Origin of the sequence: Enterobacter cloacae complex sp. P13B (genome assembly GCF_014895915.1) — a bacterium.
In the GTDB taxonomy this organism is placed as follows: domain Bacteria; phylum Pseudomonadota; class Gammaproteobacteria; order Enterobacterales; family Enterobacteriaceae; genus Enterobacter; species Enterobacter bugandensis.
On sequence record NZ_JADBQN010000010.1, the window covers coordinates 271,882 to 293,889 of the forward strand.

Consider the following 22,008-nt stretch of genomic DNA (forward strand, 5'->3'; position numbering starts at 1 on the left):
TTATCATTTACATGGATTATGGTGATGATGACCTCTTCGCGTTTTACCCGCTGGATAACCCTGTTTGCGCTGGCAGCCACCGTCGCGGTTGCGCTTCCTGCGCGGGCAAACACCTGGCCCCTTCCCCCGCCCGGCAGCAAGGTGGTGGGCGAAAACCGTTTTCATGTGGTTGAAAACAATGGTGGCTCTCTTGAAGCGATAGCCAAAAAATATAACGTCGGTTTTCTGGCCCTGCTTCAGGCGAACCCCGGCGTCGATCCGTACGTCCCGCGCGCGGGCAGCGTACTGACGATTCCGTTACAGACTATCCTGCCGGATGCCCCGCGCGAGGGGATCGTGATCAACCTGGCGGAGTTGCGTTTGTACTATTACCCGCCGGGTAAAAATGAGGTTACCGTCTACCCTATCGGTATTGGTCAACTGGGCGGCGATACGCTGACGCCGACGATGGTCACCACCGTCTCGGATAAACGCGCCAACCCAACCTGGACGCCGACGGCCAACATTCGCGCCCGCTATAAGGCCCAGGGCATCGATCTTCCTGCCGTGGTTCCGGCAGGCCCGGATAACCCGATGGGTCATCACGCGATCCGCCTTGCCGCATATGGCGGTGTGTACCTGCTGCACGGTACGAACGCGGATTTTGGCATCGGCATGCGCGTCAGCTCCGGCTGCATTCGTCTGCGCGATGACGATATCAAAACGCTGTTTAACGTCGTTACGCCGGGAACGAAGGTGAATATTATCAATACGCCGATTAAGGTCTCTGAAGAGCCAGGCGGCGTGCGGCTGGTTGAGATTCACCAGCCGCTATCAAAAAATATCGGCGACGATCCCCAGACGTTACCCATTAACCTGAATGCCACGATGGTGAGCTTCAAAACGAATGCGAATACCGATAGCCTGGTGATGGAGCGCGCGATGGAAGCGCGGTCAGGCATGCCGACCGATGTCACCCGGCATCACGATGTTATCCAGCAATCGATGTAAATTGGAAAGAAAAACGCCCTGCACGTCTGCTTTACTTAAGGCTCACGTGACTTAAACCTGAACGGATATTTAGATGGCACATAAAGCACTGAACGATCGTATCGTCGGTGCTTTCTTTTTTCTGGCAGGAAATCCCGGATACATAATCAACATCATTAAAAACGCCTGATAGTCTGTGAAAATTTTCAGCGGCACACTAATATAGCATTCCCGTCGGGAAGGGATACGTATCGACATATATAAGTAGTAGATTCCTGGAGAGTCCTTCAATGATTTTAATTTATTATATGCACAGCAGTGCTTTTTGTTCCTGTAATCAAAAGACAAATCAATATCCACCACCATTAACGCAAGCATTACACCGAGGACCAAATCATCATAATAAAATACAGATTTATGAGGTAAAATAAGAGCGATTAGTTCATTCATCATTACAGCCCCATGTGCTGGTAAGCTTTATCACTCTGTAGCCAGGTAATAAATACGCCTGCAGCCGTAAACAATCCAGTACATATTACAAACAGAATAACCAGGAACCCGCCAGAAATATCTTCACCCTCGTTAACGCTGAAACCAAACATAGTTAATATAACAGTGAAAAATAACATCATTCCGGATAGCCCGGCTGAAGACCACGGTGGAGTGTACATTTTTTCCGCCGGATAATCGGGCTGATGGGTTAATCTGGAGGATACCGCCGTAATAGAAAACTTTTTCTGTTCGGATGCCGCCACAAACTGGTCCCCCTGTGCGTACGTTACTGCATCTGATGCCAGCGCCAGCGCCAGCCACGGATACCCTGCAGAATGCTCACCGAGCGACATTTCAAGCTCCAGCCGATCCGGTACGACTTTTTTTTCGTCCAGCACTTCCAGCAGCGGATACTTCTCTGTGCGCGATAAACCGGTATACCAGATCTGTTTGGGTTTACTGACAGCCTCCGCACGCAGATAAACAGGTACTGCACTTTCTACGTCAATAACCCCCGTCATCGGTTGATAAAGATAAACAGGTTTTTCTCCTTCCGTTTTAACGTAGTAATTCGTCAGGAGAAGCGCGGTAGCATTCTCCATCCACTTGCATTCCCCTTCTTCAGAATGCAAATCTACACAGATAAGCAGGCGTTCAACAACGTAGCCGTTCGCCTGTTTTATCCACTCTGTGACTAACGTATAGTCCGGGCATTCAGGCAAAAATGTGATTTTTTTGGTTGAAATCCCGGAACGTTCAAGCACACGCCGGAGTTCATCGCTACAGGATTCATCCCCACCTCGCACCCATACAAGCGCTTCAATCTGCCTGTACCGGGAGAGTTTTTCCATCATCGGCGCCAGGAGGTAGATAATTGCCTGCCCGGCTCGCGTGAAATCGAATGATTTATCCAGGTCAATCTTCAACGGCATTTTGGCGGCCAGCGGAAACTCCCCCTCCAGTTTCAACATGTTCAGCGCCAGCTCCTTTGTTGCCTTTGGCGGGGTCAGTATCGACCAGCCAGCCAGGATGATGTTACGCCTGGCATAGCTGACAACCTTGTATTCCTGCCGTGCCGCAATCAATAACCGCGTTTCTATGTAGTGTCTGTGCGCGTTATACGCAATACAGAACGCCTGTACTAAAAAGGTTACTACAGCGACAGGTATTACCACGGCATCAACAAGAAAACCTGAATCTACATGTTTATTACCCGGCCAGGTGACAGCCCGAATACCAGTACAAACAATCACCACGAGCACATAGACGACACACACACCAATAGTGGGAAAGTCATGTTTAAATTCGTTCTGCTTAGGGTAAAGCCACCAGTTCATCACACAGCCCCCGCAGTGGGGAGTGTGGTGCGAATAACACAGCCGCACGCCGCTTTACAGCCATCCACGACCACGCCCCGGCCGTTCATCGTCCATGTCGGATGGCTCTCTTTAATGGGGAACGTCCCCTTGTGTTCGGGACACATCACCTCATCCCCTTTCAGCGCGACAGGCATGCCCATAAACTGCGCGCCTGACGCCTTAATTACCTTCCCGCCGCTCACCAGCGGGTCATTCAGTCGAATTACGCCGTTCATCAGTTTCCTTTCCTTCCTGCGTCCATATCGCAGCGCATATGGTCCCAGCCGGTATAATCTTTCACTTCCGGTACTTTATCGGGTAAGCCCTGATAGTTAGCCTTAAACTGCGCTGTATCTTCTTTCAGACCTTGTTTGGTGATGTAATCCAGCCCCCAAGCTGGGCCAGCATTACTTGGCTCCAGTTTTCCATTTACCTTACCTCCCATTCCGTCATCCACGGTGTATTCAATCCCAGGACCACCGGGCTGAATGCGCGGGTCATCAAACGGTTTGGACGACATATACAGTCGATGTTTGGTCTGCAAAAAACCCTGATCATTGACCACTGTGAAGGAAAGAACATCTTCCTGCTGTGGGGCATTCATTCCATTAAGATCATTTTCACCAGGGGAAAACTGTGCAATTTGCCAGGTCTGCCCATAATCTTTCGAAACCCTAAATCCACCAACACCCCAACCAGTTATTGCAATATATTTCTCAGATGGATGGACATATTTTTTGGTAAATATCCGGTAAAACTGGCTGACAGGCTCCGTGTGGATACCCCGCAGTGTATCCGTATACCAGAGCTCGCCCTCACAGTCCCAGCCCTTCAGCTCCAGATAACGGTGATCGTCAAACCGATAAACCACCTGCGTCGGCGGCTCTGAAGCCTTGCAACCGGCCACCAGCAGCAGCGCGGTCAGCACTGAAAAAAGTCCTTTCATGGCTATCTCCCTGCATCCATATTGCATTGCATATGGTCCCAGCCGGTATAATCTTTCACTTCCGGTACTTTATCGGGTAAGCCCTGATAGTTAGCCTTAAACTGGGCTATATCCTCTTTCAGACCTTGTTTAGTTATGTAGTCCAGCCCCCAGGCTGGACCAGGTGAACGGGGTTCCAGAACTTGCACAGTCCCGTCCTGTAGCTTGTAAGTAATGCCGGGTCCACCCGTAGCGAGACGAGGATCATCAAACGGCTTGGACGACATATATAGTCGGTGTTTGGTCTGCAAAAAACCCTGATCGTTGACGACAGTGAAGGAAATAATATCGTCGTAAGGAGGCGAAGAATCACCGTTAGGCTCGTTTTCTCTGGGAGCAAACGCCGAAGGATACCAGGTTTGCCCATAATCTTTCGAAACCATAGCCCCTGGAGAATCCCATGTAGGAATAGCAATATAACGTTCAGAAGGATGAATAAATTTTTTGGTGTAAATCCGGTAAAACTGCCTGACAGGCTCAGAGTGAATACCCCGTTGTGTATCGGTGAACCAGAGTTCACCTTCACAGTCCCAGCCCTTCAACTCCAGATAACGATGGCCATCGAACCGGTACACTACCTGCGTCGGTGGTTCTGAAGCCTGGCAACCGGCCACCAGCAGCGCGGTCAGCACTGAATAAAGTCCTTTCATCTTTTAACGCCCCGCATCCATATCACAGCGCATATGGTCCCAGCCGGTGTATCCCTTCACTTCCGGAACCTTATCGGGTTGATTCTGCCAATTCGTTTTAAGTTGCTCAGTAGAGCCTTCTAAACCTTGTTTGGTCATATACACCATTCCCCAAGGCCAGCCAGGTGAACGAGGTTCCACTTTCCCGCTTACCTTTTGCCCAGTTCCGTCGTCAACGGTATATTCAATCCCAGGACCACCAGCGGCAAGGCGCGGGTCGTCAAACGGTTTGGACGACATATACAGTCGATGTTTGGTCTGCAAAAAACCCTGATCGTTGACGACCGTGAAGGAAAGAACATCTTCCTGCTGTGGGGCATTCATTCGATTAAGATCATTTTCACTAGGGGAAAACTGTGCAATTTGCCAGGTCTGCCCATAATCTTTCGAAACCCTAAATCCACCAACACCCCAACCAGTTATTGCAATATATTTCTCAGATGGATGGACATATTTTTTGGTAAATATCCGGTAAAACTGGCTGACAGGCTCCGTGTGGATACCCCGCAGTGTATCCGTGTACCAGAGTTCACCCTCGCAGTCCCAGCCCTTCAGCTCCAGATAACGATGGTCATCGAACCGGTACACTACCTGCGTTGGCGGCTCTGAAGCCTTGCAACCTGCGGCCACCAGCACTGACACCAGGGCAATACCTGCTGTACGTTCTATCTTCATGCTTGTCTCCCTGTCACGATTCCCACCACGATTTTTGTTTCGCTATTCCCAGGTCGCTGTCAGATTTTGGCTTAGGCATATCCCATTGTAGATTTGCCACTTCCTGATTCCCTGTTGCCAGATCACGGGATGGCTTAACCGACGTGGCATTGTTAAACTGGTTTTCCACGCCGAACTCACCTTTAGGCAGAACATCTTCAGGTTTATTCATAAACCATTTTGTTGTTTCATCATTCAACTTTCCGGTTCTGTAATAATCTACAGCTGACTTGAACCCATTCTGCGGGTCTCGCCAGTCTGCGCGGTGTAACAAGCCTTCCCAGAACTTACCCGCCTGATAGTCAAAGGACTTGCACTGACCGATAGCCAGGTCGAACGCCATCGCGTGCGACGGTGCAAATTCACTGGCGACGATAGAAGAGTGCTGGCTGTAGCCTACCGGATCGGTGTTCTGCCACTCCTTTTCAAGTTCGTCACGGGATTTAAGCCAGGTCAGCGTCAGCTGAGAAAAATCTCTCGTTCCCGTCACTTCACCGCGAATAACTTCATGCCCCCGGTCAAAACTTTCCACCTGCAGCTCATTCGGCGTTAATACATGACCCGGTTGCCAGCTGATACGCTGATAGTTATCAAGCGCATAGGTAGCCGATGCCGTGCGCGAAATGGCACTGGCTTTAGCTGAATAGGAAATGTAGGCATCCGGGCTGTTCGGATCGATATACGCGGTGTACGGTTTATCACTGGTCTTCGGATCGTTATCCGGATGGTTATCCTGCCCCATGAGTTTGAAAATAAATGGCTCCGGCAGTTCTTCGCCGTTAATCACCACATCGCTGTACGAATATCCCGCATTCATCACCGGCGTGGTACTGAAATCCCCCTTTCGCTCCGGTGCCATCTTAAACGGCTCCGTCTCCAGTCGCCCTACCCAGCGGTGCTGGCAGAACACACGCTGACGCAGGTTAGGAATGCCAGCAGCTAACTTATCGGGAATACCCCGCCAGCCAAATCCCTGGATGTTTTGCAGGGAGACGGTACCGTCCTGCGGACACCAGTAGTTATAAACCTTACCGTTATTGTCACGACGATACTTAGCATCCTTCCTCAATGGGTTATCGGAAGGCTTGCGTGATGCGCAGCTGGCTTCCATCGCCAGCATATCCGCGTCTGACAGATCACCGCCTTTGTACTGAGTGCCCATCAATGCACAAAAATGTTTAAACGTTTCCTGACGGGCAAACGCCGTCTGGTGATGACCGGGCTGGGCGTCTTCACTGAGACGTCCTTCCAGCGAATACGGTGAGTGGTTCAGAATGGTGCAATTAACCGGATCAAAACTCTCCTGTTTGACCAGCATATTTGCCAGCATGGTGATAATCGTGCCCTGGCTGTGCGCCACTACATTAATAACATCCTTCCCGGTCACTGGATTTCGGCGGATAGTCAGGATCAAATCCGCCAGACGCTGCGCGGCAAAGAATTGATAGATGCGGTGCGGGTTCGGAAAGATGGGGTGCGTGTAATCGCCGCCATTCATGTGCAATGTGGCAAACCCTGCGGCGGCCAGCGCCGCGCCACCAGCTCCCGGTCCTAACATATCGGGGATGTTGGTTGTCGCATTGGCAAACGTCCCTCCACCTTTGGCAAAATTCGTATCGAGGGCGTTTTTGAAATTATCGTTCTGGTACTTAAACGCACCTTTGCCGTCGTTACCCAGCGCCGCTTTATTCTCCTCGTTATCCTCCTGATAAGCATCAAACGGCAGGTGCGCATTGTCTCCCTGCCTGTAAACCTCTTCCCTGTAGCGTTGCTGGTCTGCAACGTAATCCTCATGCGTTACCGGCTTGTATCCCCAGTAAAACGGGATAACCGGTGAACGGCCGGGGTGCGCAATTCTATATTCCCCCCATTCATGCGCGTAAAAATCCTGACGATTAAGACGCTTACTCAGGCCCGCAATAATGCCCTTCTCCTGATTCTGGTACGCTTCGCCCACGTCGTTCACGCCATGAACCAGGATCACAATCCCCGGCATCGGGCGCGGCACGCCAACGCGACGGGTCTGGGCCACCTCCCCCAAATCTTTGTGTATCGGGATATCCCCTTCTGATATGACCCGTGGGGCATACGGGCTTTGTCTGGCTTCCGTCATTCCATTAACTCCATTTTGTAGGTGTCAAGGTCATCGGCATCGAGTAATGCTGAATGGCCGTTGCTGTCCGTTATGCCTTCCACCACTTTTCCGGCCGAGCTGGTCAGCCTGAATTTTTTGTTCGCGAGAATTTGCTCCGGGTCATCTCCGGCGTGCAGCTGGTAGCGGAGCTTAAATGCGCCCTTATTGAACGACGGGACCGTGACATGCGCGCTTTCCGGGCCGTCATACTTAAGATTTAGCCCTTTCAGTTCGATTCCTGTTGGCGAGAATATGGTGACCAGTCCGTTCGGACTGACGCGTATTCCGCCACCGCCACAGACCAGCTGTATGCCCTGTCTGGCGCTGCCGTTCAGTTGCCCGGCGGTGCTCGCCATCGTGAAATCATTCTGCGAGAGCATATGCATGGCACCGCGCTGGGCCTGCGTCGTGATATCCCCGGCACCGGCAATCATCTGAATGCCGAGCTTGCGGGCAAACAGCGAGAGTTTTTCCCCCACGGCCAGAGAGAATTTTTTCACCACGTTTACGCTGGTATCCTGGCCCGCAGTCACAATCACATCTTTCCCGGCAGACAGTTGCAGACTGTCCGGCGTGACGTGTGCCTGCCCTTTGTCGGCATAGGTAAGCAGACCCGGCCCTGCCAGATTACTCAGCACCTGGTTCAGCTGGTTTTGCTGATCGGTTTCCACATTACTGGCCCCGGCCGTCAGTGCGCTTTGTTGCAGCGTCATTGCCAGCGACAACGCTTTTTCCAGCTGCGCAATGGCGGCTGTCATATCCAGTTGCTTACCCGCAGCACGCGGTTGCGCCTCCGTGGTGATCATCACCCCTTTGGCCGCACGGAGCGCCATGTGATTGTCAGTACGCGCTTCCACACCTTCACCGCGCTGCTTTCCCTCTGCGTCAACGAGGTGTCCAGCGCTGACCTGGCTCTTGCCGTACTCCGTGGAAATCTTGATGTGTTCCTGACCGCGGCGGTCCTCCAGGCGGATTTTGTTTGAAGCAGCAGTGCGGATCACGTTGCGGGTGTCGTTGTGGTTTGTAACCAGATCAGGGTGCGCGCCGTCATGCATGACATGCGCAATAAAGGGCCGGTCCGGATCGCCGCCTTCAAAGGCTACAGCCACTTCTGTGCCGTCCAGCAGCGGGAAATGAAAACCAAACACATCCCCGCCGTACGGTCTGCCCAGACGCATCAGCGCACTTTCAAAACCGTCACGTTTCTCGTCGAGGTCAAAATCAAACTTCACGCGGTATCGGCCCCGGGCATCGACTCCGGCATAAGTGTGATCCCGATTGATGGCCGCCACGCGACCGGGTACCGTACCGGCAATCACCGGTCGCGGCAGATATTCCGGACGATAGCTGTAGCCGTTCAGATAAGGGATCCCCTTCAGGATGGCGCGGTAGTGCTGTGCGCGACTGCCGGAAAGCGTCATTGTGGTGACAAGAAAACCGTGCTTAAACCCGTCAGGAATATCCCCTGTCGGGTGGAACATCACCCCCGGCAACAGTGCCGGGTCACTGGTTGTTCCACCCAGCACACTCTGTTTGTTCAGCAGGCGCTCATAGCGCAGGCGCGCGTAGAACGTGGCTGTTTCCGCCTCTTCACCGTAAAAATCGCCGTTCTCCAGATAATGATCGGCATAGTGATACTGTTTGCCGCTAGTTATCCCGTCGGGAATATCATTATCGAAAATGGTTTTATCCGCCTGTGGCGAAAATGGATTACGGTAGTTATACGTACGCACCAGCACGCTTTCGGGAATGAGTTCGTATTGTTCTTCGAGCTCGGTAATGTATTCTTCATGACTGGTCATGCCGGAATGGCGGACGTACGGCAGCGGCTTATCGCTGAAGACATAGCGGCGGCCACCGTCACCAAAGATAACCACCGTTTCGCCCTGCACCTTGTCGTGGTTTTCAAAGCGGAACCAGATCCCTACCTCGGCCAGCAGACGGCGGATAAACTGGAGATCGGTTTCCTTCCACTGAATGACCATTTCCCTTCGGGGATAGCTGCGACTCAGCTGGTCAAAATCAATGTTGTAGCCTTCAAACAGACTGCTTTCCTTCATCAGCTGAGTGACGAGCTCGGGTACGGTTACATCCATGTACACGGCCGAGCGGTAATTTCGGTCCAGCAGCGCCAGCTCATGCTCCAGCACACACTCGTACAGGGCTTCATCGGCAGATGACTTCAGACGGGAAAACGACGTGATCACCCCGTTAATCTGGCGCACCGGCAGCCAGGGCTCCTGATCGTACCAGCCTGCTTTCGGATTCGGGGCACGCAGAATAAATTCCGCGCTCTGATTGAGGACTTCGTTGACTGCAATGTTTGATGTTGGGCTGGTAAAGCGGATGGTGTAGCGGTAGGGCTTACTGAGTTCTTCTTCCCCGGTAAAAGAGTGAACATCCGGTAAAACGGATTTGCCTCGTGTAAAATACAGTAAATAACGGTTTAACGTATCCTGTTGCTGAACAATGCCTGATGGTCCTTCCATCGCCAAATATCCCTGTTAAAAATGACTTTTTATTAAAAATACAATACGCCCAAAGTCCATTTAATAAAACGCCATTCCGTAACACATCACAGAATGTTACAAAATACATATCATTCAGTTTAAAGATAAATAAGACAAAAATATTCACACCACAAATAAAAAAAGACCGAGAGTAATACCCGGCCCGTATATAGAAATTCAGTCGGTAATAACAATAGGGACAACGTGCTTTTCCTGTGAACGCATCATCAGATATTCAAGAACTGCCGTTGAAGGGTTATTCGGCTCTTTTTCCTGATATAAATCGCTCTTCCCTGGCGATCAGCAATAAATATTAAACCGGTTCGCCACCTGATAAGAATATACAGCAGTTTCCGTAAGCGGGATTTTATCTGCCACCAGTATATGACCGATATCCCGGTTCGCAGGAGGCGGCAAAGAGCTGCTGCTTAAAATCAAGAGAATACTCAGGGCATCCTTTTCGCCTGCCGCGAGTCACATTTTTCTGCATATCTGACCCTTTGATACCCACCACTTATTTGGTGGACACCACGTTGTTGGATGCATCGACGGCTCTCGCAGGACGCATCCAGAGAGCGGAAAAAAGTATCCAGTCGGACGGGAAAGCATCCGCAACGAAGTCCATATCGAGTTCAGACGTAAAAAATCCGGGCCAGAGGGGCTGTACCCGGATTGTTTCTTACTGGCAGGATCGTTCAAGTGTTCTTAAACGATCGGCATTACTGCACATGTGCAGGGCGTTTTTAATTGCAGTGGCATAAATGAGGGTTTATGCCCGGCTTATTTGTAGATGACAGCGGTGCCGTGCAGGGTGTTAGGACCGGTCACAGAGGTGATGCGGTAAGATTTTGCACCCATTGCTTCCGCTTTTTGTGCCAGCTGATCTTCCAGAGAGCCCAGGTTAGTCCCGGCAGACGCAGAGATCGTCCCGACTTTATGCTGATCGGCTGGCGTGGATTGTACCTGTACAGCAGCAAAGCTTGCGAAAGAGAGTGAACTCAGTACAGCAGCAGCGATGAGGGTTTTGACGTTTTTCATAATGTTTACCTTTGGCAGATGAATTTTTTGGTCGTTAGCTATTTAGTTAACGATCGATAGGTAAATAATAAATGTGATCCAGCTCACGCGTCAACACATTTTTATAACGAGCATTAATTAAATTTTAAAATTGTTATTTTTCATACATATATGATTAATTTATTTTTAAGCATTCTGCACTGGTGGTGGGTTGCGTTTATTTTTATAATGGTCATTCAACAAACCAACAGAGGACCAACGGCAAATGACAACCGACGTCACGAGTTGTGTGAAGAAAAGCCGTGGCCGACCAAAAGTGTTTGACAGGGATGCAGCGCTTGATAAGGCCATGACTCTCTTCTGGCAACATGGGTATGAAGCGACCTCGCTTTCCGATCTGGTAGAAGCCACCGGAGCTAAAGCGCCGACGCTTTATGCTGAATTTACCAATAAAGAGGGGCTGTTCAGGGCGGTGCTGGACAGGTACATTTCGCGCTTTGCGGCGAAACACGAAGCCCAGCTATTTTGTGAAGAGAAAAGCGTTGAACAGGCGCTACGGGATTACTTCACCGCCGTTGCCACCTGCTTCACCAGTAAAGAGACGCCCGCGGGCTGCTTTATGATTAACACCTCTGCCACCCTGGCGGCATCCTCAAAAGAGATTGCCAATACGGTGAAATCCCGTCATGCGATGCAGGAGGAGACGCTCAGCGCATTTCTGGCTCAGCGCCAGCAGCGCGGTGAAATTCCCGCACACTGCCAGCCTCAGATGCTGGCGCAATACCTGAGCTGTATTTTACAGGGAATGTCGATCAGCGCCCGTGAAGGGGCGACGCTGGAAAAACTGCAGAACATTTCCGACACCACGCTGCGCCTGTGGCCTGAACTGCTCAAAATCTGACGCAAAAAAAAGCTCCTCAGCCTGAGCGCTTGAGGAGCTAAGTTCAGAGAACATCTTTTTTACGCTTTGTTATTCAGTACCAGCTGGCCGTTTCCATCCAGTGGAATTTGGGTGCCCGGGTCTTTATCCATGCGGATTTTGCCCTGCTGATCGCCAATTTTGTAGGTCACGTCATAGCCCAGCATTTTTTCCGACTTGTCATAGACGGTTTTACAGCGCTGCTGGGTCGTGGTGTAAGTATCGTTATCCTGCATTGCGCCCTGCACCTGGTTACCGGCATAGCCGCCACCCAGCGCGCCGACCACGGTCGCGACATCTTTACCCCGACCACCGCCAAACTGGTGACCAATCACCCCACCCGCTACCGCACCCAGAACAGAGCCGGCAATACGGTTTTCATCCTGTACCGGACGACGGTGGGTTACGGAGACGTTACGGCACTCCTGACGTGGGGTTTTTACGGTTTCTTTAATAGGCGTTGCAGAAACCACCTGCGCATACTGCGGGCCGCGATCTAAAACGTTGAGACTGGCAACAGCAGCCACACCTAACGCAGCTGCGACGCCGATCCCTATACCCGCCAACATTGATTTATTCACGGGACTTCCTCCTTTGTTGCTATTGGTAACAATTCTGCTATGGAGGCGCGGCTTCGCCAATAAGACAAAGGATCAAAAAGTGGACATCGGGGAGAGATATATCGCGTTTAGGAGAACTCTTAGGCACCTAATCCACGACGAACAGCATGATATGCTAAAAAATCCCTCCGGAGGGCCCGGAGGGAGTGAAAGATTAGTGCAGCTTCAGACGTGGACGAATGACGCGGTTGATTCTGCCCACCAGCATCATCAGGCCCGTTTTAAAGTAGCCGTGCAGCGCGATCTGGTGCATACGGTACAGGGAGATATACACGAAGCGTGCAATGCGCCCTTCCACCATCATCGAGCCACGCATCAGGTTACCCATCAGGCTACCGACGGTAGAGAAGTTTGACAGCGATACCAGAGAACCGTGGTCTTTATAGACATACGCCTTCATTGGCTTGCCTTTGTACTGCGCCAGGATGTTGTGCAGCACCAGGCTTGCCATCTGGTGCGCGGCCTGAGCGCGCGGCGGCACGAAGCCCCCTTCAGGACGCGCGCAGGAGGCACAGTCACCAATAGCGAAGATTTCAGGGTCGCGCGTTGTTTGCAGCGTCGGCTCGGTGACCAGCTGGTTAATGCGGTTCGTCTCCAGACCACCGATATCTTTCATAAAGTCAGGCGCTTTGATACCTGCCGCCCAGACCATCAGATCCGCTTTGATGTACTCGCCGTCTTTGGTGTGCAGTCCACCTTCGTCAGCGCTGGTCACCATGGTCTGCGTCAGGACGCGCACGCCCAGTTTCGTCAGTTCATTGTGCGCTGCGCCGGAAATGCGCGGAGGCAGCGCAGGCAGAATACGCTCACCCGCTTCAACCAGCGTCACGTTCAGCGCTTCGTTAGTTAACCCTTTGTAACCGTAGCTGTGCAGCTGTTTAACCGCATTGTGCAACTCTGCGGACAGCTCAACGCCTGTCGCGCCGCCGCCGACAATGGCAATGTTAACCTTGCCATTCGCACCCAGATTGCTGGTGTACTTCAGGAACAGGTTCAGCATTTCCTGATGGAAACGACGCGCCTGGTGCGGGTTATCGAGGAAGATACAGTGCTCTTTAACGCCCGGCGTGTTGAAGTCGTTGGAGGTACTTCCGAGCGCCATCACCAGCGTGTCATACGCCAGCTTGCGCTCGGGGACCAGCAGCTCGCCTTTTTCATCACGCAGCTCGGCCAGGGTAATGGTTTTGCTCTCACGGTTGATGTCAACCACCGAGCCCAGCTGGAACTGGAAATGATGGTTGCGCGCGTGCGCCAGATAGCTCAGCGCGTCCACGCCCTCATCCAGTGAGCCGGTCGCCACTTCGTGCAGCAGCGGTTTCCACAGGTGGCTGTGGTTACGATCCACCAGCGTGATTTTGGCTTTTTTACCGCGCCCCAGCTTCTTGCCCAACTGTGTGGCCAGCTCCAGCCCGCCAGCACCACCGCCTACAATCACTATCTTTTTCAATGGCGTAGTCAACGTGACCCCCTCAAATTATTAACCAATTGTTAATTAAAAGTTATGAAAATAACCCTTAATTAACAACAGGTTACAGCACTGAAACCATTCAGGTGCATTGAGAATAACACGTCAGGCGCATTGGTCATACCAAAATTGATATGCATCAAGTTTTGATGGCTTAAAAGTAGACAATTCTGGACAAAAAGAAACCCGGTGCGCGTTCGCGACCGGGTTTCTGAAGTGGCAGGCTGTGGTTTAGCCCAGCGTTTTAAAGGCTTTGATGCGCTGGAGGTGCGGGGAGATGTTCTTAAACTTGTGGGTCTGCTCTTCGTCCCAGACGATCTCGTAATAGTGATGCAGCAGCTCTGCGGCCCGATGGCTGTTCAGTGCTTCATCATTACGCGAGAGGATCACCAGACAGCGATCGCGGTTTTTCTCACGGAAGTTGCTCACGCACTTGGTCGCAATATCGACATACTCTTCCGGGCGGTCAATTTTGCCTTCCATGTTCTCATTCGGGAAAAGGTTAGGATTGAAGACCACCTGGCGGATGTCGCACAAGAAGCCAATCCGCTCCGCCCAATAGCCGCCCAGCCCCACGCCGCAAATCAACGGGCGATCGTCGACGTTAAGCTGCAGCATCTTGTCCACCTCTTTGAGCAGATGCTGCATATCATGCTTCGGATGGCGTGTACTGTAGCTAATCAGCCGTACATCGGGATCGATAAACTGCAGCTGTAGCACCTTCTCATGATTACCAGGACTGTTTGAGTCAAAACCGTGTAAATAGATGATCATTGTCTTCTCACCACGCTACGCCTTCCGGGAGGGTTTACAGGCTGGCTTTATGTGCCTGCCAGCGCTCATTCAGGTCTTCAAGCCGGGCGTTGACCGACTTCCAGCGCGCCGAATCCATCAGCTCCTGACGGCTAAATGAACCTTTATGATACAAATGCGTAACACGCTCTGCATTGATCGGTGACAGGTTATCCAACACGCTAACGGCACCTTTACGATTATTGCAGACCAGGATCATATCGCAACCTGCATCCAGCGAGGCCTGACCGCGCTCAGCATAGCTGCCCATGATTGCCGCCCCTTCCATCGACAGATCGTCAGAGAAAATGACGCCGTTGAAACCCAGCTCCTGGCGCAGAACGGTTTTCAGCCAGTGCGGGGAGCCGCTGGCAGGACGCGGATCGACATCGCTGTAAATCACGTGTGCCGGCATAATGGCGTCCAGCTTGTTATCGGTGATAAGCGAGCGGAACACCGACATATCTTTGGCGCGAATTTCCGCTTCCGGACGCGGGTCGCGCGGGGTCTCTTTGTGGGAATCCGCCGTCACCGCCCCGTGGCCCGGGAAGTGTTTCCCGGTGGTTTTCATTCCCGCATCGTGCATCCCGTCGATAAACCGGGTCGCCATTTCCAGCGCAATACGCGGATCTTCATGGTAGGAGCGCTCGCCAATCGCGGCGCTGATATGGCCCACATCCAGCACCGGGGCAAAGCTGATGTCGATATCCATGGCAATCATTTCGCTGGCCATCAGCCAGCCGGCTTTCTGCGCCAGTTTCCCACCCTCTTCCGTGCCGAGCAGCGCGGCGAAAGACTGGGCTGCCGGCAGGCGGGTAAAACCGTCGCGAAAACGCTGCACGCGGCCGCCTTCCTGATCGACGGCCACCACCAGATGATTGCGCGACGCGTCGCGGATCTGGCGCACCAGTTCACGCAATTGCGCCGGATCGTGATAGTTGCGGGTAAACAGGATCAGGCCGCCCACCAGCGGATGCGCCAGAATTTCACGCTCCTCCGCATTCAGCTCAAACCCTTCTACATCCAACATGACTGGACCCACACTCACCTCTCTTATCCTTTCGTTTGTAACTGGCGCCAGGCATCGTCTGCCAGCGCAATAAATTGTTTATCTCTGGACTGCTGCAAACGCATCTCAAACCAGCCCGCCATCAGCATGATGACCCAGGGCCGCCAGCGTCTCACCTGGTGTGCCAGCGCATCGGCGTTAAAGTGCGCAACGCTGGCATACTCTCTGATGAGTTTCTGCCGCGCGGCTTCACTTTCCGTCCAGACCGCGGCCAGCTCCAGCGCCACATCGCCGTCTCCGGCATATTCCCAGTCGATAAGCCTGGCGCCCTGTGGCGTATGCACGATGTTCCCGGCGTGCACATCCATATGTAACGGCGAGAGCCGAATCGGTTGCGGCTCGCCCGCTTTACGCAGCCGTTTGAGATGCGCAAGCCACACTGGGGTACGTCTTGCTGGAGAGGCTTGTTGCCAGTAGTTTTCCAGCAGTGGAAGTAAGGCGATTCGCCACCCCAGACGCTGTTGCTGGTGCAGATGATACAGCATCGCCGCAAGCGCTGGGGTGTCCGGCAGCGCGCTTTTCACCTCCCCCTCCAGATAGTCGACGGCCATCCAGCCCTTGCTGAAAAATCGGGGTTCAGGCACGAGATCCGACGGAAGGCGTTTGAGGGCGCGAAACTGACGGCGAAACTGGAAAGCCGGGGCGAAGGGATCGTGGTTCTGCCGCAAGACCAGACGGTGCGCGCCCCGCGCTATAATGCAACTCGCGCCGCTAAGCCCGGAGTGGGCCTGCGGCGCGATAAGGCGGTACTGTGGAAAATAACGCGTCAGAATCTCTTCACGCGTGGTGTCATTGTTGCGTAACCGCACCTTTACCTGACCAGATAATTTCGCCTGTCTGAACCAGCATCAGCTGCATCTGCAGGGCTGGGGTATTCACGTTACCGGTCGCATTAGAGTACAGCACATACTGGGCGCCAACGTTGCGGGCAATGCCAATCGCCTTGCTGCGGGTGCCGAGGCTATCCTGCGGAGACAGGCCCAGCTGCTGTTTGGCTAATGCGAGCTGCTGAGCAGAGACCAGCGTAAACTTACCGTTGTTTGCCAGTGCATTGCGCAGCGTTTCTGTCGCTTCGCCCGCGTTCAGCGAACCGTTGGTACGGTTGTTCACGCTATCGACCAGCAGCACGCTGCCTGCCGTCACGCCCTGAGCCTGCAGCATTTTACCGACCATCGGCTGCATCGCACCGTTCCAGTCGTAATGGCGCACGCGCGGCGCAGGTTGTGACGTCTGGTCCTGATGTTCAATCGGGCCAGGCTGTGACGGAATAGACGGTACAGACGGCACGGTTGGCTGGGTCTGCGTTGGCGGTGTCGGCTGCTCGGTACCCGGCTTTGCCTCTTCCACAGGTGCTGGCTGTTCTGTACGGGTCACACACCCTGCGAGGAACAGCGCGAATGCGGTCACGAGCGCATAACGGCTCATATTTTTAATCAAGGTTCACCCCTTAGAGATAAAGATAAAGTCTCACCTTATGCGCACCCAGATAGCTGGCGCTGTCATAGAGCGTTACCGACGACCTTGCCGGAAGAGTGACGCTGCGCGGCGCCTCCAGCGGGTGCATCTCAAGACCTCTTACGTCATACCAGAAAAAACGGTAGTGGACCGTCACCGGTTCATTTCTTTCGTTATAGAGCGTAGAGGAGGCAGAAGATTTAATTTCACTGATGGTCAGTGCGGGCTGTTGCGCCGTGATGCCCGCAGCCAGCACGGAGGATTCCATCACCAGCGTCTGTTCATCGCTGACGGGGATCGCCGGACGCGTGCTGCACCCCACAACCATCATCGTCATTACCAGCGCTGCAATACGCCCTTTAAACATGTTACAGACCTTTGTGAGCCAGCATCGGTCCCAGCGGACGTCCACCCAGCAGATGCATGTGAATATGATAAACTTCCTGGCCGCCATGACGATTACAGTTCATGATCAGACGATAACCGTCTTCCGCTATGCCTTCCTGCTCGGCAATTTTCGCCGCCACCGTCAGCATACGACCTAACGCCACTTCGTGCTCGGTTTTTACGTCGTTTACGGTCGGAATCAGAATATTAGGAATGATAAGGATGTGTGTCGGTGCCTGAGGGGAAATGTCCCGGAAAGCCGTTACCAGTTCATCCTGATAGACGATATCCGACGGGATTTCGCGGCGAATAATTTTACTGAAAATTGTTTCTTCAGCCATGACCTTTTCCTTTTTTGTTAGGTGCGTCCGCTGTTAACACACTCTCTGGAGGACTGTGTGACACAATTCAAGAGTATGAGCGAGTTTCTCCTGTCCTTTCAACCTTCTCCCCCGAATTCTTTGCTGAATATTCATCAGCTGACTGAAGAGTGACCGCTCGCGTGCCTTAACGGGCTGAAACATTATTTCAGTTTCGCACGACACATCTGTTTACAGCATTAATGGCAATGCGTATATTTCGCATTTGCATTTTCATGCGCATTTTTAACATAGAAAACGACGTCAGACCGTATTTGTGGGACTGACGCAAACACTCTTCACCGTTCATAAGGGTTTGATAATGTCTTTCATTGATCACACCAGGGATGGGCAACGTCAGCCTGTCGCAACGCCTTCGTTGCTGGCAGCCTGTATTGCTATGGCATTGACGCCAGCCGCCGCTTTCGCTGCATCAGCAACCGAAGACACCGTCGTCGTGGATGGAGGTTTTGACAATACGCAGGATCCTTCCGCAAGTCAGGACCGGGATTACAGCGTAAAAACCACCACCACCGGCACAAAGCTGTTGCTGGTTCCCCGCGATATCCCGCAGTCCGTCAGCGTGATTAGCCAGCAGCGCATGGCGGATCAGAACCTGCAGTCCATCGGCCAGGTGTTAACCAACACCACGGGCGTAACTGCGCAGGTGCAGGACAGCGATCGTACCGTCTTTTACTCGCGCGGATTTTTCGTCAGTAACTACGCGTATGACGACCTGCCCACCTCCATCAGCGAAGTGTGGAACTTCGGCGACACCACCGCCGATACCGCGATTTACGACCGTATCGAAGTGGTTCGCGGCGCGACCGGGCTGATGTCCGGCACCGGTAACCCGGCGGCGTACGTCAATATGGTGCGTAAGCATGCGGACAGCAATGAGTTCAAAGGCAATGTCTCCGCCAGCTACGGCAGCTGGGACAAACAGCGCTACGTGCTGGATCTCCAGGCACCGCTGGTAGAGTCCGGGAAGGTACGGGGACGCCTGATTACGGGCTATCAGGACAACGACAGCTTCGTGGATAACTACCACTACCGGAAGAAGTTCCTCTACGGCGTGGTGGATGCGGACGTCACCGACAGCACCACCCTCTCTGTAGGGTATGAATATCAGGAAAGCCACACCGCCGATCCGACCTGGGGCGGATTGCCGACCTGGTACAGCGACGGGAGTAAAACCGACTACAATCGCAGCCAGACCGTCGCGCCTGACTGGGCCTACTCGGACAAGGATAGCACCCGCATTTTCGCTAACCTGACCCAGCGTTTCGACAACGGCTGGGAAGCGCACGTCAACGGCATGCACGCGGAGACCAACTTCGACAGCAAGCTGATGTATATGTCCGGCTATCCGGAAAAAGAGACCGGGGCGGGCATGGTTGGCTACGGCGGCTGGAACAGAGGTGAACGCAAACAGGATGCGGTTGATGCCTTCCTGCGCGGCGGCTTCGATCTTTTCGGCCGCCAGCATGAGATGATGTTTGGCGGCAGCTTCAGCCGACAGCGCAACCACTATGACAACAGAATGCCGGATGCGCTGTACGGCATGGTGGACGTGGGGAATTTCAAAAACTGGAACGGAAATATCGCCGATCCGCAGTGGACGCCGTGGAAGCTCTATAGCAAGGACGACATTCGCCAGTCCTCAGCGTACACCTCCGCCCGCTTCTCGCTGGCCGACCCGCTGCACCTGATCCTCGGGGCGCGCTACACCAACTACAACATTCGCTATAACCCGGCGGGCTCTCCTGACACCCGTCTGGAAAGCACTGAAGATGACGTAACGCCTTACGCGGGCCTGGTCTACGATATCAACGAAGACTGGTCGACCTACGTCAGCTATACCTCCATCTTCCAGCCGCAGGACAAGCGCGACGCCAGCGGACGTTATCTCGATCCAACCACGGGCAAAAGCTACGAAGCCGGTGTTAAAGCAGACTGGTTTAATACCCGTCTGACCACCTCGCTGGCGATTTTCCGCATCGAGCAGGATAACGTGGCGAGCAACACCTATACCTACATGCCGAGCGGTGAGTCGATTTATGAATCGCTGGACGGCGTGGTCAGCAAAGGGATTGAGTTCGAGCTGAACGGCGCCCTGACCGATAACTGGCAGCTGACGTTCGGCGCGACGCGCTACATTGCGGAAGATAAGAACGGCAGCGCTGTCAGTTCCGATCAGCCGCGCACGACAATGAAGCTGTTTACCCGTTATCAGCTGCCAATGCTGCCGGCGCTGACGGTGGGCGGTGGCGTAAACTGGCAGAACAAAGTTTGGACGGATGTGGACGGTGGCCCGGCGGGACAATCCCGCGCAGAGCAAGGCAGCTACGGACTGGTTAATCTGTTCAGCCGCTATCAGGTCACCAAAGATTTTGCTATTCAGGCGAACGTCAACAACGTGTTCGACAAAGAGTATTACGATTACGTCGGCTCTTACGTGGTTTATGGCGCACCGCTGAACGTTTCAGTGAGCGCAAGCTACGACTTCTGAGTGTTGGCACAACAAACCACAGCAATAAAAAAGGCAGCCATTCGGCTGCCTTAGTCTCCCCAGGTCACAGCTTAGCTGTTGCGGATGTACTCATCCATTTCGGTTTTCAGGTTATCGGATTTAGTACCGAAGATAGCCTGAACGCCCGAACCTGCAACAACCACGCCCGCTGCACCCAGTTTTTTCAGACCCGGCTGGTCCACTTTCGCAACGTCGGCAACGCTCACACGCAGACGAGTGATGCACGCGTCCAGGTTAGTGATGTTCTCTTTACCGCCGAACGCAGCAACCAGTGCCGGAGCCATTTCGCTGGTCGCGCCTGCTTTGCTGTCTTCAGTTGCATCTTCACGACCCGGAGTTTTCAGGTCCAGTGCTTTGATCAGCACGCGGAAGATGGTGTAGTAAACAACGGCGTAGCACGCACCCACGATTGGGAACAGCCACAGCTTGCTGCTGTTACCGGACAGAACGATAAAGTCGATCAGGCCGTGAGAGAAGGACGTACCGTCACGCATACCCAGCAGGATACAGATTGGGAACGCCAGGCCAGCCAGTACAGCGTGGATGATGTACAGGATTGGCGCAACGAACATGAAGGAGAACTCGATCGGCTCGGTGATACCGGTCAGGAACGAGGTCAGCGCTGCGGAGATCATGATACCGCCCACTTTTGCACGGTTTTCTGGCTTAGCAGAGTGCCAGATTGCAATCGCAGCAGCCGGCAGGCCGTACATTTTGAACAGGAAGCCACCAGACAGTTTACCTGCAGTTGGGTCACCCGCCATGTAACGTGGGATATCGCCGTGGAACACCTGACCTGCTGCGTTGGTGAATTCACCAATCTGCATCTGGAATGGAACGTTCCAGATGTGGTGCAGACCGAATGGCACCAGGCAACGCTCGATGAAGCCATAGATACCGAACGCGACAACCGGGTTCTGGTAAGCAGCCCACTGAGAGAAGGTCTGGATAGCGGAACCGATTGGTGGCCAGATGAAGGACAGGATCACGCCAGTGAAAATCGCTGCCAGACCAGAGATGATCGGAACGAAACGCTTGCCCGCGAAGAAGCCCAGATACTCAGGCAGCTTGATGCGATAGAAGCGGTTGAACATATACGCTGCAATCGCACCGGAGATGATACCGCCCAGAACACCGGTATCTGCCAGGTGTTTCGCGGCAATCTCTTCTGCCGGTAAATGCAGAACCAGCGGCGCAACCACAGCCATGGTTTTCACCATGATGCCGTAAGCAACCACTGCAGCCAGCGCAGAAACGCCGTCGTTATTGGTGAAGCCCAGCGCCACACCGATAGCGAAGATCAGAGGCATGTTAGCAAAGACGGAACCGCCTGCTTCAGCCATCACATGGGAAACTACGGCTGGCAGCCAGCTGAAGTTAGCAGAACCGACACCCAGCAGGATACCTGCGATAGGCAGTACGGATACTGGCAGCATCAGCGATTTACCGACCTTTTGCAGGTTAGCAAATGCATTCTTAAACATAATTGAGAGTGCTCCTGAGTATTTGTGCTTTTTTTACGCTTTCACGCATTGGCCCGG

Annotated in this window: 21 protein-coding genes; 3 read left to right on the forward strand and 18 right to left on the reverse strand. The window is 53.2% G+C overall.

Annotated features, from left to right (window positions below; genetic code table 11):
* Positions 1–24 precede the first annotated feature (24 nt).
* The gene (locus IM273_RS06730) at positions 25–990 is read left to right on the forward strand and encodes a L,D-transpeptidase family protein (protein WP_193050265.1); all 966 of its coding nucleotides are present in this window, start codon (positions 25–27) and stop codon (positions 988–990) included.
* 69 nt (positions 991–1,059) lie between these two features.
* Here the strand turns inward: IM273_RS06730 and IM273_RS06735 are convergent, their stop codons facing one another.
* The 9 genes from IM273_RS06735 to bhsA form a co-directional block, all read right to left on the reverse strand.
* Positions 1,060–1,422, reverse strand: a complete 363-nt coding sequence (locus tag IM273_RS06735) for a hypothetical protein (protein WP_193050266.1) — start codon at positions 1,420–1,422, stop codon at positions 1,060–1,062.
* Positions 1,422–2,798 (reverse strand): hypothetical protein, encoded by a 1,377-nt coding sequence (locus IM273_RS06740; protein ID WP_193050267.1) that lies wholly within the window; start codon positions 2,796–2,798, stop codon positions 1,422–1,424. Before IM273_RS06740 ends, IM273_RS06735 begins: the two co-directional genes overlap by 1 nt.
* A complete protein-coding gene (locus tag IM273_RS06745) occupies positions 2,798–3,055 on the reverse strand; it encodes a PAAR domain-containing protein (protein WP_032639699.1) in 258 nt (85 codons plus the stop codon). Before IM273_RS06745 ends, IM273_RS06740 begins: the two co-directional genes overlap by 1 nt.
* Positions 3,055–3,765, reverse strand: a complete 711-nt coding sequence (locus tag IM273_RS06750; RefSeq protein WP_193050268.1) for a hypothetical protein — start codon at positions 3,763–3,765, stop codon at positions 3,055–3,057. Before IM273_RS06750 ends, IM273_RS06745 begins: the two co-directional genes overlap by 1 nt.
* Positions 3,766–3,767: 2 nt before the next feature.
* Complete coding sequence (locus IM273_RS06755) at positions 3,768–4,454, reverse strand: hypothetical protein (protein WP_193050269.1); 687 nt, start codon at positions 4,452–4,454, stop codon at positions 3,768–3,770.
* A 3-nt stretch (positions 4,455–4,457) separates the two neighbouring features.
* Positions 4,458–5,168: a hypothetical protein gene (locus IM273_RS06760; protein WP_193050270.1), complete on the reverse strand. Its 711-nt coding sequence runs from the start codon at positions 5,166–5,168 to the stop codon at positions 4,458–4,460.
* Between the two features lie 13 nt (positions 5,169–5,181).
* Positions 5,182–7,320, reverse strand: a complete 2,139-nt coding sequence (locus IM273_RS06765; protein ID WP_193050272.1) for a DUF3274 domain-containing protein — start codon at positions 7,318–7,320, stop codon at positions 5,182–5,184.
* On the reverse strand, positions 7,317–9,830 hold the full coding sequence (locus IM273_RS06770; RefSeq protein ID WP_193050274.1) for a type VI secretion system Vgr family protein: 2,514 nt from the start codon (positions 9,828–9,830) through the stop codon (positions 7,317–7,319). The genes IM273_RS06765 and IM273_RS06770 overlap by 4 nt, the downstream gene beginning before the upstream one ends.
* Before the next feature lie 801 nt (positions 9,831–10,631).
* A complete protein-coding gene (gene bhsA, locus IM273_RS06775) occupies positions 10,632–10,889 on the reverse strand; it encodes a multiple stress resistance protein BhsA (protein ID WP_023332711.1) in 258 nt (85 codons plus the stop codon).
* Positions 10,890–11,133: 244 nt separating this feature from the next.
* Here bhsA and comR point away from each other — a divergent pair, with 244 nt between their 5' ends.
* On the forward strand, positions 11,134–11,769 hold the full coding sequence (comR, locus tag IM273_RS06780; RefSeq protein WP_136343116.1) for a TetR family copper-responsive transcriptional repressor ComR: 636 nt from the start codon (positions 11,134–11,136) through the stop codon (positions 11,767–11,769).
* A gap of 59 nt (positions 11,770–11,828) precedes the next feature.
* On the opposite strand, the gene IM273_RS06785 is transcribed toward comR, so the two are convergent.
* From IM273_RS06785 to hinT, 8 genes are all read right to left on the reverse strand, one after another.
* Positions 11,829–12,368 (reverse strand): glycine zipper 2TM domain-containing protein, encoded by a 540-nt coding sequence (locus IM273_RS06785; protein WP_028012731.1) that lies wholly within the window; start codon positions 12,366–12,368, stop codon positions 11,829–11,831.
* 193 nt (positions 12,369–12,561) lie between these two features.
* Positions 12,562–13,866: an NAD(P)/FAD-dependent oxidoreductase gene (locus tag IM273_RS06790; RefSeq protein WP_028012730.1), complete on the reverse strand. Its 1,305-nt coding sequence runs from the start codon at positions 13,864–13,866 to the stop codon at positions 12,562–12,564.
* A 237-nt stretch (positions 13,867–14,103) separates the two neighbouring features.
* Positions 14,104–14,646, reverse strand: coding sequence for an alpha/beta hydrolase YcfP (gene ycfP, locus IM273_RS06795; RefSeq protein WP_008500781.1), 543 nt, complete (start codon positions 14,644–14,646; stop codon positions 14,104–14,106).
* 34 nt (positions 14,647–14,680) lie between these two features.
* Positions 14,681–15,706, reverse strand: coding sequence for a beta-N-acetylhexosaminidase (gene nagZ / locus IM273_RS06800; protein WP_193050306.1), 1,026 nt, complete (start codon positions 15,704–15,706; stop codon positions 14,681–14,683).
* A gap of 11 nt (positions 15,707–15,717) precedes the next feature.
* A complete protein-coding gene (gene thiK / locus IM273_RS06805; RefSeq protein WP_041910506.1) occupies positions 15,718–16,542 on the reverse strand; it encodes a thiamine kinase in 825 nt (274 codons plus the stop codon).
* A complete protein-coding gene (lpoB, locus tag IM273_RS06810) occupies positions 16,523–17,167 on the reverse strand; it encodes a penicillin-binding protein activator LpoB (RefSeq protein ID WP_088205017.1) in 645 nt (214 codons plus the stop codon). The genes thiK and lpoB overlap by 20 nt, the downstream gene beginning before the upstream one ends.
* A gap of 13 nt (positions 17,168–17,180) precedes the next feature.
* The gene (locus tag IM273_RS06815) at positions 17,181–17,555 is read right to left on the reverse strand and encodes a YcfL family protein (protein ID WP_041910507.1); all 375 of its coding nucleotides are present in this window, start codon (positions 17,553–17,555) and stop codon (positions 17,181–17,183) included.
* A 1-nt stretch (position 17,556) separates the two neighbouring features.
* The gene (hinT, locus tag IM273_RS06820; RefSeq protein WP_006809243.1) at positions 17,557–17,916 is read right to left on the reverse strand and encodes a purine nucleoside phosphoramidase; all 360 of its coding nucleotides are present in this window, start codon (positions 17,914–17,916) and stop codon (positions 17,557–17,559) included.
* A gap of 340 nt (positions 17,917–18,256) precedes the next feature.
* On the opposite strand from hinT, the gene fhuE reads away from it, so the two are divergent.
* Entirely contained in the window at positions 18,257–20,446 is a 2,190-nt protein-coding gene (fhuE, locus tag IM273_RS06825) for a ferric-rhodotorulic acid/ferric-coprogen receptor FhuE (protein ID WP_193050276.1), read from the forward strand.
* Positions 20,447–20,517: 71 nt separating this feature from the next.
* Here fhuE and ptsG read toward each other — a convergent pair whose 3' ends face one another.
* Positions 20,518–21,951: a PTS glucose transporter subunit IIBC gene (ptsG, locus tag IM273_RS06830; protein ID WP_028012724.1), complete on the reverse strand. Its 1,434-nt coding sequence runs from the start codon at positions 21,949–21,951 to the stop codon at positions 20,518–20,520.
* Positions 21,952–22,008: the final 57 nt, after the last annotated feature.